The sequence below is a fragment of the Pseudomonas sp. 273 genome, from assembly GCF_029201425.1.
Classification (GTDB): Bacteria; Pseudomonadota; Gammaproteobacteria; order Pseudomonadales; family Pseudomonadaceae; genus Pseudomonas; species Pseudomonas delhiensis.
On sequence record NZ_CP116775.1, the window covers coordinates 2,561,853 to 2,574,630 of the forward strand.

Genomic DNA, 12,778 nt, shown 5'->3' on the forward strand with positions numbered 1-12,778 from the left:
CCTACGGCGTTATCCGCCAAATCGCGGACAGAGTCCTCCTACGCAGCCCGAGTCATGCCATTCCCCTATAGGAGCGCGCCCTGCGCGCGAAATCGCGGGCAGGGCCCGCTCCTACAAAGAGCACCCCGGCGCGGACTGTAAGACAGTTGCTCCTACGGTTCCAGGAGGCACGGACGTAGGAGACTCCGTCCGCGATCGGATTCACCGGACGCGCCGGACCATCCGCTGGCGCGGCCTGTGCTTACGGCGACTCCCTCGCTTTCAACCAGGCCGCGAGGCCCTCGGCCGGTAGCGGCGGGGACAGCAGGTAGCCCTGGGCCAGCGTGTAGCCCTGGGCTTCGAGGATGCGCAGTTGCTCGGGGTTCTCGATGCCCTCGGCGACCACCGTCATGCCCAGGCTGCGGCCGATGTGCAGCACGGCGTCGCTGAGGGTGCGGCTGGTGCTGTTGCTCTCCAGGTCGCGGACGAAGCTGCGGTCCAGCTTCAGTTCCTGCACCGGCAGGCGGTTCAGCCGGGCCAGGCTGGAGTAGCCGGTGCCGAAGTCGTCCAGGGCCAGGCGGATGCCCAGTTCGTGCAGCTGGTCGAGCACGCCCAGGGTGTCGCTGTCCGCTTCCATCAGCGCGCTCTCGGTGATCTCCAGGGTCAGGTCGGCGCCGTGCAGGCCGTGTTCCTCCAGGGTGCGCAGCACCGCGGCGGGCAGTTGCGGGTCCTGGAAGTCGCCGGCGGACAGGTTGACCGATATCTCCGGCACCCGCAGGCCCGCGCGGCGCCAGGCCGCCAGTTGCCGGCAGGCTTCGCGCAGCACCCAGCGGCCCAGTTCGATGCTCAGCCCGCATTCCTCGGAAAGGGGGATGAAGCGTTCCGGGGAGATGTTGCCCAGCTGCGGGTGGTGCCAGCGGGCCAGGACCTCGACGCCGCGCAGGCGGCCCTCGCGGATGTCCACCAGCGGCTGGTAGTTCAGGTGCAGGCGCTGCCTGGCGAGGGCTTCGCGCAGGGCGCTTTCCAGCGCCACGCGTTCCTGCGCCAGGCGTTCGAGTTCCTCGCTGAAGAAGACGTGGCCGCCGCGGCCCTTGCCTTTGCCCTTGGCCTGGTTCATCGCCATCGCCGCATGGCGCAGCAGCGTCTGGAAGTCCTCGCCATCTTCCGGGAACAGGCTGACGCCGATGCTGGCCGACGGGTTGTGGGGCGCGCCGGCGACCCGCCAGGGCGCGTCGAGCGCGGCCTTCAGGCGGGCGATGTGGCGGCTGGCCGCCGCGCGGTCGCAGGCCGGCAGCAGGACGACGAATTCGTCGTTGGCCTGGCGCCCGACGTGGTCCTCGCTGCGGCAGGCCTGGCGCAGGCGCCGGGCGATGGTGCGCAGCAGCTCGTCGCCGGAGGGGCGGCCGAAGGAATCGTTGATCTGCCGGAAGCGGTCCAGGCCGATGTACAGCACCGCCAGGCCCTGCCGGCCGGCCAGCTCGGTGCCGGCCAGGACCTGCAGCAGGTGGCGGTTGGGCAGGCCGGTGAGGTCGTCGTAGTAGGCGAGCTGGTGGATGCGGGCGCGCGCCTGGTCGCGCTCCAGGACCAGCGCGCAGAGGTGCGTGCAGATGTCCAGCAGGCACTGCTGCGTCGCGCAGGGCAGCTGCGCCCCTTGGCCGTAGCAGACGAAGCAGCCGATCAGCTGGCCGCCGCTGGAGCGGATCGGCGTGACGCTGCAGCTGCGCAGCTCCGGCGGCAACAGGTGGCGGTAGGCGGACCACAAAGGGTGCTGCTCGATGTCGCCGGCCCAGGCCTCCTCGCTACCCGGGCCATCGCCCAGCGGCAGGCCGTCCAGGGCCTGCAGGTAGGCGGGGGGCAGGCTCGGCCCGGCCAGCGGGTACAGGCGGCCTGCATTTATCCGCAGGACCGAGGCGCTGACCCGCGGCAGCAGCCGTTCGATTTCCAGGCAGGCCGCTTCCATCAGGCGTTCCGGCGCCTCGTCGCGGGCCATGCCTTCGAGGAGGCGGTCCAGCAGCACCTCGTGGATCTTCGACTGGGTGATCTCGGTGAGCGCCAGCAGTCGCAGGCCGGGTTCGCCGGGGGCGCTGTCCAGCCCGGTGCTGGCGATGCCGCACCAGATGCGCCGGCCGTCGCGGCAGCGCACCAGGGTTTCCAGGCGGCCGTTGGCCGCCGGCTGCGCGGGCCGCGGTGCCCCCGCCAGTTCGTCGAATGCCCGGCCCACCAGGGTTTCCGGGGCATGGCCGAGCAGCCGGCCGAAGGCGGGGTTGCAGTACAGCAGGCGCCGGCTGTCATCGTGGATGCAAAGGGCGGTTTCGGCATGCTCCAGGGCTTTGCAGAGCATCCGGGGAGGTCGGGAATACTGTGGATCGGCATGCTTGCACTCCGGCCTGGCGATCGAGGAACGGCGCTAGAGCTTGAAGCGCAGCACCATGTCGTTGAGCTCCACCGCCAGACGCGACAGCTCGTGGCTGGCGGCGCTGGTCTGCTGGGCCCCGGCCGAGGCGCGGGTCGACAGGTCGCGGATGTTCAGCAGGTTGTGGTCCACCTCGCGGGCCACCTGGGCCTGTTCTTCGGCGGCGCTGGCGATGACCAGGTTGTGCTCGCTGATCTGGCCGATGGTCTGGAACACCTGTTCCAGGGTCTGGCCGGAGGCGCGCGTACGCTCCAGCGTCGCCCGCGAGCGCTGGGCGCTTTCGTTCATGGACTCGACGGCGCGCCCGGTGCCCTGCTGGATCTCCTCGATCATCTGTTCGATTTCCTGGGTCGAGGCCTGGGTGCGGTGCGCCAGGGTGCGCACCTCGTCGGCGACCACCGCGAAGCCGCGCCCGGCTTCCCCGGCGCGCGCCGCCTCGATGGCGGCGTTCAGCGCCAGCAGGTTGGTCTGCTCGGAAACCGTGCGGATCACGTCGAGCACCTTGCCGATGCCGTTGGCCTGGGCTTCCAGCGCCTGCACGTGCTGGGCCACCGCCTGGATGCCGTCGGCCATGGCGCCGATTTCCTCCAGGGTGGTGCGGACCTGGCTGCGGCTCTGCTGGGCGAGCTGGTTGGAGGCCTGGGAGGTTTCCGAGGTGGCGCTGGCGTTGCGCGCCACTTCCTCGGCCGCGCTGGTCATCTCGGTGACGGCGGTGGCCGCCTGTTCCAGCTCGCGGTGCTGCTGGTTCAGGCCCTGGTTGCCGTCCTCGGTCACCGCGCTGAGTTCCTCGGCGGCCGCGGCCAGGCGGCTGGCCGAGGCGGAAATGCCGCTGAGCATGCCGCGCTGGCCGTCCTGCATGTGCCCGAGGGCGGCGAGCAGCTGGCCGATCTCGTTGTCCGAACCGGCCTCTATGCCCTGGCGCAGGTCGCCCAGCGCCAGGCGGTCGCAATGCTGGCCGGCCTCGCGCAGCGGGGCGAGCAGGCAGCGGGCGACGAACCACCAGCAGGCGCCGAGCAGCAGCACGGCCAGGCTGGCCAGCAGGACCGCCTCCAGGCGCGCCATGCCGTAGCGGTCGTGGGCGGCTTGCATCACCGCCTGGGCGTGCGCCTCGATCAGGGCCTCGAAGGCCTCCAGCGCGTGCTCGAAACGGTCGTTGGCCTCCCGCGCCCTGAGGTTGGTCTGGATGTAGCCGCTTTCCGAGCCGGCGCGCAGCACCTGCATCTGCTCGACCAGCACCGCGCTGTAGTCGCCGAAGGCCGCCTGCAGGTCCTTGCCCTGGGCTTGCCAGTCGGCCTCCGCGCCATTGGCCTGGGTGAAGCGGGCGAAGCCCTCGCTGGCCTCGCGGAACAGCTCTTCGCTGCGTTGCACGCTGACGCGGGCCTTGTCGGCGTCGCCGGCGCGCGCCTCGAGGAAGGCGCCGGCCATGGCGATGCGTGCGCGCAGCAGGCGTTCGTAGGCTTTCTGCAACTGGTTGTTGCGTTCCACCGCCACGCGGTTCAGCGACTGGATCTGCTGGTCGCTGCTGCGGGCGCTGCTCCAGCCGGTGAAGATCGAAAGCAGCAGGGCGGCGGCCAGGGTGGCCAGGACGATGAGCATTCCCGTGCGTATTTTCAGCTTGTACAACATGCGGACTTCCTTTCGTGGCGAACCACCATCGAACTGGCTGCGCCGGTGCGGCGGAATGATGGCAATCAGCCGTTATCCTGTTCTCCGGACAAAAGGAAAGTCAATTAGTCAATGATCTATTAAGAAACTTTTATAGACGTCATGCGTCCTTCGGCCGCACGCAAGCTCCCCTGAAAATGGCGTGGGGCGTTATATCGAATGATGTGTGAGGTCAATTTCCATGAAAGGTCGGAACGTGGTCCATGAAGTCGGCGCAGCCATCGCCAACCGCCGCAGGTCCAAGGGGCTGACGCAGGCGCAGATCGCAGAGGGGATAGGGGTGGAAAAGGAAACCATCAGCCGCATGGAGAACGGCGTGATATCGCCGACGCTGCATCGTCTGGGGCAGATCGCGGAGATTCTCGAATGCCCGCTGAGCGATCTGTTCCGCAAGGATTCGATCGACGTCGCCGGGCAGGCCGAGGCCATCGGCGACATGCTCCAGGAACTGGCGGAAAGCGAGCGGGCGCTGGTGGTGAACCTGATCGGCGAGATCGTCAAGGTGCTCAAGGGCCGGCGCAGCCACTAGCGCCGGCGGGCGCCCCGCCCGGCAGCGGGCGGGGGCTCAGGTGCGTTCGTGCGGTTCGTCTTCGCCGCGTTGCTGCCACCACTGGCGGCGCACGTGCAACTGGGCGGCGAAGGCGCGGGCCAGGGGTTCCTGGGAGAAGCGCAGGCCGCGGCGGCCCAGGCGCACCAGCCAGCAGGGCCGCCCCTGGAATTCAATGGCCTCGATCTTCACCTCGTCCTGCATGCAGGGTCTCCCGGCTGACGATTTCCAGCTCCTGCTCGCCTGCCTTGCGCGTCTTGAGCAGTGACAGCAGTATGCCACCAGCGAGCAGGCCGAAGGTTACCCCAAGCGACAGCACCGCGGGAACCTTGCCGATGAAGCCGTGGGCGAAGATCTTCGCGCCGATGAACACCAGCACCATGGCCAGGGCGTACTTCAGGTAGACGAAGCGGTGGATCATCGCCGCCAGCGAGAAGTACAGGGCGCGCAGGCCGAGGATGGCGAAGATGTTCGAGGTGTAGACGATGAACGGGTCCTTGGTGATGGCGAAGATCGCCGGCACGCTGTCCACCGCGAACACCACGTCGGCCAGCTCGATCAGGATCAGCGCCAGGAACAGCGGGGTGGCGAAGCGCACCAGCCTGCCCGAGGCGTCGGGCTTGCGCACGAAGAAGTGGTGCTCGTGGAGCTGCTCGGTGACGCGGATGTGCCGGCGCAGGAAGCGCAGCACCGGGTTGTTGGCCAGATCCGGCTCTTCCTCGTGCCGGACGAACAGCATCTTCACGCCGCTGAACAGCAGGAAGGCGCCGAACACGTACATGATCCACTCGAACTCGCTGACCAGGGCGGCGCCCAGGCCGATCATGATGGCGCGCATGACGATGGCGCCGAGGATGCCCCAGAACAGCACCTGGTGCTGGTAGCGGCGGGGGATGCCGAAGAAGCCGAAGATCATCGCCATGACGAACACGTTGTCCATCGACAGCGACTGCTCCACCAGGAAGCCGGTGTAGTACTCCATGGCGCTGGTGGCGCCGAACTCGTACCAGACGAAGCCGCCGAAGGCCAGGCCGCAGCTGAAGTAGCCGGCCGAGAGCAGCAGGCTCTCGCGCACGCCGATCTCGTGGTGGTCGCGCTGCAGCACGCCAAGGTCCAGGACCAGCAGGAGGATGACGATGGCCAGGAACAGCAGCCAGAACCAGGCGGCGGTGCCGAGGAAGGGGTATTGAGGAAATCCAATAGGGGTGCCATGCGGGCCCTCTCTTGCTGTCGTTGTCGAAAGTGACTCCGACATGGCGGTCAGCGACCGTCAGAGGGGCCCGGCGTCACGGCGGGAAAAATAGCAGAGCGCGGTCGCGAGGCAAGCGGGGGAAAGTAACAAGTTCCTACGACCATCCACGCCTTCAGGACAGTCTAGACCAGGGTGCCGGCAGCGCGGGCTGCCCTGGGTCAGTACACCCAGACCTCCACGCGGCGGTTCTTCACCCGGCCTTCCTGGTCGTCGTTGGCCGCCACCGGCAGGGCCGCGCCCAGCCCTTCGATGCCCTGGAACACGACCCCTTCCCTGGCCAGCTCGCGGCGCACCGCCATGGCCCGCAGCTTGGACAGCAGCTGGGCGCGGGCCGGGTCCTGGCGGGCATCGCCGAAACCGACCAGCACCGCCTTGCCGTCGAGCTTGTCGTGCTGGCGCAGGTAGGCCAGCAGGCGCTCGACGTCGCGCCGGGCCTTGTTGTCCAGGGTGGCGCTGCCCTCGTGGAAGCGGAAGTTCACCGACAGCCGCCGGGCCTCGCGGGCCAGGGCCTGGTAGGCCTCGGGCATGCCCTGGGCGGGCTGCACGCGCATGGCCTGCACGCGCTGGCCGACGAAGCCGCTGCCGCTGACCAGGGCCTGGCCGCGGTCGCCCTGGGCGAACTGCACCAGGGCCAGGGCCCAGGGGTTGCGTTCGTTGGGCTTGATGTACAGGTACAGGCGGCGCGCCAGCGGGTAGTCCTCGGTGGCGATGCCGCCGGGGGTGGGCAGCATCGCCCGCGACTCGCCGTCGGCGATGGCCAGGGCGCGCGCCTTGAGCACCGAGGCCAGGCCGACGAAGCCGATGCCCTGCGGGTCCGCGGCGACCTGGGCCGAGAGCGCGTCGCTGGACTCGAAGCGCTGGGCGGAGGCGGCCAGGGGCTTGCCGTGGCTGGCCAGGACCAGCTCCTTGAAGGTATCGAAGGTGCCGGAGTTGTCGTCGCGGGCGTACAGGTGGATGGCGCCGCCGCGGCCGCCGAGTTCCTCCCAGGTCGTTACCTCGCCGGCGAAGACCTGGGCCAACTGGTCGGTGGTCAGCTCGCGCAGGGGGTTGTCCGGGTGGACGACGATGGCCAGGCCGTCGATGCCGATCACCTGCTCGGCCGTGGCGCTGCGCAGGTTGCCCGAGGCGGACAGGGCCACGGCCTCGGCGTCCTTGATCGGCCGCGAGGCGGCAGCGATCTCGGCGCTGCCGTCCTTCAGCGCGGCGAAGCCGGTGCTGGAGCCATGGGCGGCCACCGTCACCACGACGTCATGGCCCTGGGCGTCACGGGCGCGGACCCGCGTCTCGTTCTGCGCCTGGCCGGGTTCGGCGAGGATGGCCTTGTAGCCCTGTTCCAGCAGCAACCCCTTGACCAGTTCCGGCAGCAGGTGCGCGCCTATGGTGTTGGAGCCCTGGATGCGCAGCACCGGCTGGCCGTCCTGGGAGGCGGGCAGCGCGGCGAAGGCGTGCCAGGGCAGGGCGTAGCAGACGAAGGCGATGAGCAGCCAGGCGAGGGTGACCGGCCAGGCGTCCTTGTCGTGGCGTGTGAAGTGCGGCATCGGCGGTTCCAGAGCGGTTGCGGACCAGGCCGGGAGCATAGGCCGGCAAGGTTTCACTGCGGTGACGCCGGGCGCCGCGGCCGTCCGGGCTCTTGGCTATAGTCATTCAACAGCGGGCAGCCGGACGGCCGCCGACCCACCTCGCCAGGAGCGCCATGGACCTCGCACGCGGCCTCATCCTCTGCTGTGCCCTGCTGCTGGGTGGAGCGCCGGCCCTGGCCGCCGAGCCGCAGCCGCTGACGCTGTCCGGCTACAGCGCGCACATGCCCGACAGTTGGCTGAGCCCCGCCGAGCGGGCCTGGCTGACGCAGCGCGGCCCGCTGCGCGTGGGCGTGGCGCTGAACGACCGGCCGCCGCTGCAGATCGTCGGCGGCGGGCGCCTGGAAGGCGTCAGCGCCGACTACCTGGGGCTGCTGGCCGGCGGCTACCAGCGCGTCTACGCCTACCCTCGCGGGAGGCGGCGCTGGAGGCGCTGCGCAAGGGCGAGATCGACCTGGTCGGCGGCGGCACCGCCAGCGAGGCCGAGGCCCGCGGCCTGTTGCGCAGCCGCGCCTACCTGCAGGACCAGCCGGTGCTGGTCAGCGACGAGACGCGCCCCTTCGACGCCGGCCGGCCGGGCACCACCCTGGCGCTGGTGGCCGACTACCTGCGCCTGCCCCAGGTGCAGGCGGCCTACCCGAACAGCCGCATCCTGCTCTTCGCCTCGCCGCTGCGGGCCCTGGAGGCGCTGAGCCTGGGCAACGTCGACGGCATGCTCGGCGACGCGCTGTCGGTGCACTATCTGATCAACATGAACTACCTGTTCAACCTGCGCATCGACAACTTCGCGCCGCTGGAGAGCGCCGGCTTCGGCTTCCTCCTGGCGCCCACCGGGGAACGCCTGCTGGGCCTGGTGGACCGTGGCCTGGCGCGCATCGACGTGCAGCGCAACGAGGAGATCCTGCGCCGCTGGAGCGCCGGCGAGCGCCTGCGCCTGGGCGGCCAGCGGGTGGTGCTGACGCCGCGGGAGAACCGCTGGCTGGCGGCCCACCCGCAGGTGCCGGTGGTGCTCAACCGGCACAGCGGCTCGCTGGCCCAGGCCGACGCCGCCGGCCGCGTCAGCGGCATCGCCCGCGACTACCTGGACCTGCTGGGCCGGCGCTCCGGGCTGCATTTCACCTATGCCGCGGTGGACGACTACGCTGATGTGTTCGCCGAACTGCAGGCCCGGCGCGCCTGGCTGACGCCGGTGGTGGTGCCCAATGCCGAGGGGCTGACGCTGCTGCCGCCCTACCTGCGCGCCACCATGATCCTGGTGACGCGCAAGGGCGAGGAGGGTGTCCACGACCTCGGCGACCTGGCCGGCAAGCGCGTGTCCGTCGCCATCGGCCCCTACCTCAACCGCACGCTGGCCGAGCGCTACCCCGAGGTCCGCCTGGAGTCGTCGAGCAACCAGCGCAGCGCCCTGCGCGACGTGGTCGAGCGGCGCAGCGACGCCGCCGTCAGCACCCTGTTCAGCGCCCGGGCGCTGATCGCCGGTGAGTTCAAGGACAGCCTCAAGGTCGCCGGCATACTCGAGGACCTGAGCACCCCCTTCGGCATCGGCGTGCTGCCGGACCAGCCGGAGCTCTACTCCATCCTGGAGAAGGCCCAGCTGTCGGTGGACCCGGAGGAGGTGGCCGAACTGGTGCGGCGCTGGGAGCCGCGCCTGGCGGCCAGCGGCGGCGACTTCTGGAGCCGCTACCGCGAGGCGATCCTCGCCGGCCTCGCGGTGGCCACGGCGCTGGTGGCGCTGTCGCTGGTCTGGGGCTTCTACCTCAACCGCCAGGTGCTGCGCACACGGCGCGCCGAGCAGCGCCTGGGCGAGCAGGTGGGCCTGCTCAACGAGTTGATCGAGGCCTTGCCCAACCCGGTCTACCGCCTCGACCGCGAGGGCCACCTGGACCACTGCAACCAGGCCCTGCTGCGCCTGTTCGACGCGCGCCTGGCGGATTGCCGGGGCAAGGCCATCGGCGAGCTGGACTGGTTCCCCGGGGAGGAGGCCGAGCGCCTGATGCAGACGCACCGGCGGCAGGTGGCCGACGGCCAGATGCCGGTGCCGGGCGACTACGTGCTGCGCCTGCGCGACGGCGAGCACTACGTCTACCACTGGGCGGTGGCCCAGCGCGACGAGGCGGGGACCATCCAGGGCGTGATCGGCGGCTGGATCGACCTGACCGAGCGCCAGCAACTGGTGAACCAGCTGGAGGGCGAGCGGCAGCGCGCGGACCAGGCCAGCGCCGCCAAGAGCCAGTTCCTCTCGACCATGAGCCACGAGATCCGCACGCCGATGAACGCCATCGTCGGGCTGCAGGAGCTGGTGCTGGAAAAGGCCCGCGGCGGCGTGCTCGACCGCGAGGCGCTGGAGGTGGCGCAGGACGCCGCGCGGGCCCTGCTGATGCTGATCGGCAACGTGCTGGACATGGCGCGCATCGAGTCCGGGCGCATCGACTCGACGCCGCAGCCGGCGCTGCTGCGCCGCGAGATCGAGGGCGCGGTGGCGCTGTTCGCCGGCCTGGCCACGCAGAAGGGCCTGGGCCTGGACCTGGAAACCGAGGGCGAGTTGGACCACTGGGTGTTGCTGGATGCGCTGCGCTTCAAGCAGGTGCTGTTCAACCTGCTGAACAACGCGGTGAAGTTCACCGAGCACGGCGGCGTCCGCGTGCGTGCCGGCGCCCGGCGGCAGGGCGAGCGCCTGGAGCTGCGGGTGGAGGTGATCGACAGCGGCATCGGCATTTCCGCCGAGGACCAGGCCCGGCTGTTCCAGCCCTTCGCCCAGGTGCAGCAGCCGGCACGCCAGGCCGGCAGCGGCCTGGGCCTGCACATCAGCCGCCACCTGGCGCAGCTGATGGGTGGCGACATCGGCCTGCGCAGTACGCCCGGGGAGGGCTCCTGCTTCAGCCTGCGCCTGCCGCTGGTGCTCACCGCGGCGCCGGAGCAGGCGCCCCGCCAGGGCTCACCGCAGGCTGGCGGGCAGGGGCTGCGGGTGCTGGCGGTGGACGACCACCCGGCCAACCGCATGGTGTTCCGCCAGCAGCTGGCGCACCTGGGCCACAGCGCCACCCTGGCGGCCGGCGGCGAAGAGGGCTGGCTGGCCTGGCTGGCCGGCGACTTCGATGCAGTGGTCAGCGACTGCCGGATGCCCGGCGTCGATGGCTACGAGCTGAGCCGGCGCATCCGCGCCCACGAGCGCCAGGAAGGGCGCAGGCGGTGCCGGGTGATCGGCGCCACGGCCAATGCCCAGGAGGAGGAAGTGCAGCGTTGCCTGGACGCCGGCATGGACCAGGTGCTGTTCAAGCCGCTGACCCTCGAAGTGCTGGCCCAGGCGCTGGCCGGCGCCCAGGGCGTGGCGCCGGCCGGGCCGGCCGGGCCGGCCGAGGAACCGGCGGCCTTCGACCTGGGTGGCCTGTTCGGCCCGCAGCCGCTGGAAAGCGAGGCGGCGCGGGAGTTCGTGCGCACCCTGGCGCAGACCAACGCCCGCGACATCGAGCAGATGCACCAGGCCTGGCGCAACGGCGAGCGCAAGGCCCTGGGCGACCTGGCCCACCGCCTGGCCGGCGCCGCGGCGATCATCGGCGCCGCCGAGGCGGAAGGGCATTGTCGCGCCCTGCAGCGGATCTGCGAAGGCGACGGCGAAGGGCTGGAGGCGCGCCTGGGCCAGGCCGACGCGGCGCTGGCCGGACTGCAGCGCGCGCTGGCCGAGTGGCTGGCGCGCGCCGGCGGCTGATCAGCTCAGCTTGAGCCAGATGGGCGCGTGGTCGGAGGGTTTCTCCATGCCGCGGATCTGGTAGTCGATGCCGGCATCGGCCAGGCGCGGGCGCAGCGCCTCGGAGGCGAGGATGACGTCGATGCGCAGGCCGCGCTTGGGCTCGTCCTCGAAGCCGCGGCTGCGGTAGTCGAACCAGCTGAAGCGGTCGTCCACCTGCGGGTGCAGCTGGCGGAAACTGTCCACCAGGCCCCAGGCCTTGAGCTTGCCGAGCCACTCGCGTTCCTCGGGGAGGAAGCTGCACTTGCCGGTGCGCAGCCAGCGCTTGCGGTTCTCCTCGCCGATGCCGATGTCGCAGTCTTCCGGCGAGATGTTGATGTCGCCCATGATCACCAGGCGCTGGTCGGGCTTGAACTGGTTCTCCAGCAGGTGCTGCAGGTCGGCGTAGAAGCGCTGCTTGGCCGGGAACTTCACCGGGTGGTCGCGGCTTTCGCCCTGGGGGAAGTAGCCGTTCATCACGGTGATCGGCTGGCCGTCGGCGTCGGCGAAGGTGCCCCAGATGAAGCGGCGCTGGGCGTCCTCGCCGTCGTTGGGGAAGCCGTAGCGGATCTCCAGCGGCGCCTGGCGCGAGAGCAGAGCCACGCCGTAATGGCCCTTCTGGCCGTGGAAGTGCACCTGGTAGCCCAGGGCCTCGATCTCTTCGCGGGGGAACTGGTCGTCGGCGACCTTGGTTTCCTGCAGGCCGATGACGTCGGGCTGGTGCGTCTCGACGATCGCCTTGAGTTGGGCGGGGCGGGCACGCAAGCCATTGATATTGAAGGAGACGATTTTCATCCGCAGCGTCCTGGGCAAAGTGACGATGCTAGCCGCTGGCGCTGGCAGCGGCAAATGCCGTAGCGGCCCGACGGCGATGCTGGCGGTGCGGGCGCGGCGCTGCTAGGGTTCGGCTCTGGGCCCACAACAGTATAAGAAGAGGTGTCCGCATGCCTGAGACGCTCGCCGAAGTCCGCTTCCTGGGCGATTCCTATGCCCGGGAGATCCGCTCGCTGCTCTACCACGCCTACCGCCACGAGCCGACCTTCGCCTACCTGTTCGAAAGCGACCGCCCCGGCTTCGACCAGCGCGTGCGTGCCACCGTGCGCGAGCTGACCAACCGGCACCTGTCCGAGGACCTGCCGGTGCTCGGCCTGGTGATCGACGAGCGCCTGGTGGCGGTGGCGCTGATCGCGCCGCCGCAACGCCGCCTGGACATCACCGACAGCTGGGCCTGGCGCATGCGCATGCTGCTCACCACCGGCTTCCGCTGCACGCGGCGCTACCTGGGCTACCACGAGGCGGTGCTCGGCTGCCTGCCGCCGGGGCCCTACCACGTGCTGCCGCTGCTGGGCGTGCACCCGGAATTCCAGGGCCGCCACCTCGGCGAACAGCTGCTCGACGCCCTGCATGCCTGGTGCGCCGAGGACGTGAACTCCCAGGGCCTGGTGCTGGACACCGGCAACGCCCGCTACCTGGATTTCTACCGCCGCCACGGCTACGAGGAGGTGGGCGAGGTGGCCCTGGGGCCGATCCGCGAACACGTGCTGTTCCACCCCAACCCGCAGCCGGAATCGCGCCTGGCCCGCGAGGGCTGATAGCCCCTCGCCATCGCGCAAAGCCGCGG

Annotated in this window: 9 protein-coding genes; 3 read left to right on the forward strand and 6 right to left on the reverse strand. The window is 70.3% G+C overall.

Annotated features, from left to right (window positions below; genetic code table 11):
• Positions 1 to 241 precede the first annotated feature (241 nt).
• Both PKO50_RS12190 and PKO50_RS12195 read right to left on the reverse strand, forming a co-directional pair.
• Positions 242 to 2,320 (reverse strand): EAL domain-containing protein, encoded by a 2,079-nt coding sequence (locus PKO50_RS12190; protein ID WP_275629847.1) that lies wholly within the window; start codon positions 2,318 to 2,320, stop codon positions 242 to 244.
• Positions 2,321 to 2,386: 66 nt separating this feature from the next.
• Positions 2,387 to 4,018: a methyl-accepting chemotaxis protein gene (locus tag PKO50_RS12195; RefSeq protein WP_275629848.1), complete on the reverse strand. Its 1,632-nt coding sequence runs from the start codon at positions 4,016 to 4,018 to the stop codon at positions 2,387 to 2,389.
• Positions 4,019 to 4,238: 220 nt separating this feature from the next.
• Here PKO50_RS12195 and PKO50_RS12200 point away from each other — a divergent pair, with 220 nt between their 5' ends.
• The gene (locus PKO50_RS12200) at positions 4,239 to 4,586 is read left to right on the forward strand and encodes a helix-turn-helix transcriptional regulator (RefSeq protein ID WP_109933727.1); all 348 of its coding nucleotides are present in this window, start codon (positions 4,239 to 4,241) and stop codon (positions 4,584 to 4,586) included.
• A 36-nt stretch (positions 4,587 to 4,622) separates the two neighbouring features.
• On the opposite strand, the gene PKO50_RS12205 is transcribed toward PKO50_RS12200, so the two are convergent.
• The 3 genes from PKO50_RS12205 to PKO50_RS12215 all read right to left on the reverse strand — a co-directional run bounded on the left by PKO50_RS12205 (position 4,623) and on the right by PKO50_RS12215 (position 7,394).
• Positions 4,623 to 4,808 (reverse strand): hypothetical protein, encoded by a 186-nt coding sequence (locus tag PKO50_RS12205; RefSeq protein ID WP_109933981.1) that lies wholly within the window; start codon positions 4,806 to 4,808, stop codon positions 4,623 to 4,625.
• Positions 4,777 to 5,859, reverse strand: a complete 1,083-nt coding sequence (locus PKO50_RS12210; RefSeq protein ID WP_275629849.1) for a TerC family protein — start codon at positions 5,857 to 5,859, stop codon at positions 4,777 to 4,779. Before PKO50_RS12210 ends, PKO50_RS12205 begins: the two co-directional genes overlap by 32 nt.
• Before the next feature lie 155 nt (positions 5,860 to 6,014).
• The gene (locus tag PKO50_RS12215) at positions 6,015 to 7,394 is read right to left on the reverse strand and encodes a substrate-binding domain-containing protein (protein WP_275629850.1); all 1,380 of its coding nucleotides are present in this window, start codon (positions 7,392 to 7,394) and stop codon (positions 6,015 to 6,017) included.
• On the opposite strand from PKO50_RS12215, the gene PKO50_RS12220 reads away from it, so the two are divergent.
• Positions 7,333 to 11,139: a transporter substrate-binding domain-containing protein gene (locus PKO50_RS12220; RefSeq protein WP_275629851.1), complete on the forward strand. Its 3,807-nt coding sequence runs from the start codon at positions 7,333 to 7,335 to the stop codon at positions 11,137 to 11,139. The two genes, PKO50_RS12215 and PKO50_RS12220, sit on opposite strands and share 62 nt — an antisense overlap.
• Here PKO50_RS12220 and xthA read toward each other — a convergent pair whose 3' ends face one another.
• Complete coding sequence (gene xthA, locus PKO50_RS12225) at positions 11,140 to 11,952, reverse strand: exodeoxyribonuclease III (RefSeq protein ID WP_109933723.1); 813 nt, start codon at positions 11,950 to 11,952, stop codon at positions 11,140 to 11,142.
• Between the two features lie 149 nt (positions 11,953 to 12,101).
• Between xthA and PKO50_RS12230 the strand changes: the two genes are divergently transcribed.
• Complete coding sequence (locus PKO50_RS12230) at positions 12,102 to 12,749, forward strand: GNAT family N-acetyltransferase (protein ID WP_275629852.1); 648 nt, start codon at positions 12,102 to 12,104, stop codon at positions 12,747 to 12,749.
• The last annotated feature ends 29 nt before the right edge of the window (positions 12,750 to 12,778 follow it).

Excerpts from the sequence above, each read along its gene's own strand:
- xthA (WP_109933723.1), bottom strand. The coding sequence starts at position 11,952 with ATGAAAATCGTCTCCTTCAATATCAATGGCTTGCGTGCCCGCCCCGCC.
- PKO50_RS12210 (WP_275629849.1), bottom strand. The coding sequence starts at position 5,859 with ATGTCGGAGTCACTTTCGACAACGACAGCAAGAGAGGGCCCGCATGGC.
- PKO50_RS12195 (WP_275629848.1), bottom strand. The coding sequence starts at position 4,018 with ATGTTGTACAAGCTGAAAATACGCACGGGAATGCTCATCGTCCTGGCC.
- PKO50_RS12200 (WP_109933727.1), top strand. The coding sequence starts at position 4,239 with ATGAAAGGTCGGAACGTGGTCCATGAAGTCGGCGCAGCCATCGCCAAC.
- PKO50_RS12230 (WP_275629852.1), top strand. The coding sequence starts at position 12,102 with ATGCCTGAGACGCTCGCCGAAGTCCGCTTCCTGGGCGATTCCTATGCC.
- PKO50_RS12205 (WP_109933981.1), bottom strand. The coding sequence starts at position 4,808 with ATGCAGGACGAGGTGAAGATCGAGGCCATTGAATTCCAGGGGCGGCCC.
- PKO50_RS12220 (WP_275629851.1), top strand. The coding sequence starts at position 7,333 with ATGAGCAGCCAGGCGAGGGTGACCGGCCAGGCGTCCTTGTCGTGGCGT.
- PKO50_RS12215 (WP_275629850.1), bottom strand. The coding sequence starts at position 7,394 with ATGCCGCACTTCACACGCCACGACAAGGACGCCTGGCCGGTCACCCTC.
- PKO50_RS12190 (WP_275629847.1), bottom strand. The coding sequence starts at position 2,320 with ATGCTCTGCAAAGCCCTGGAGCATGCCGAAACCGCCCTTTGCATCCAC.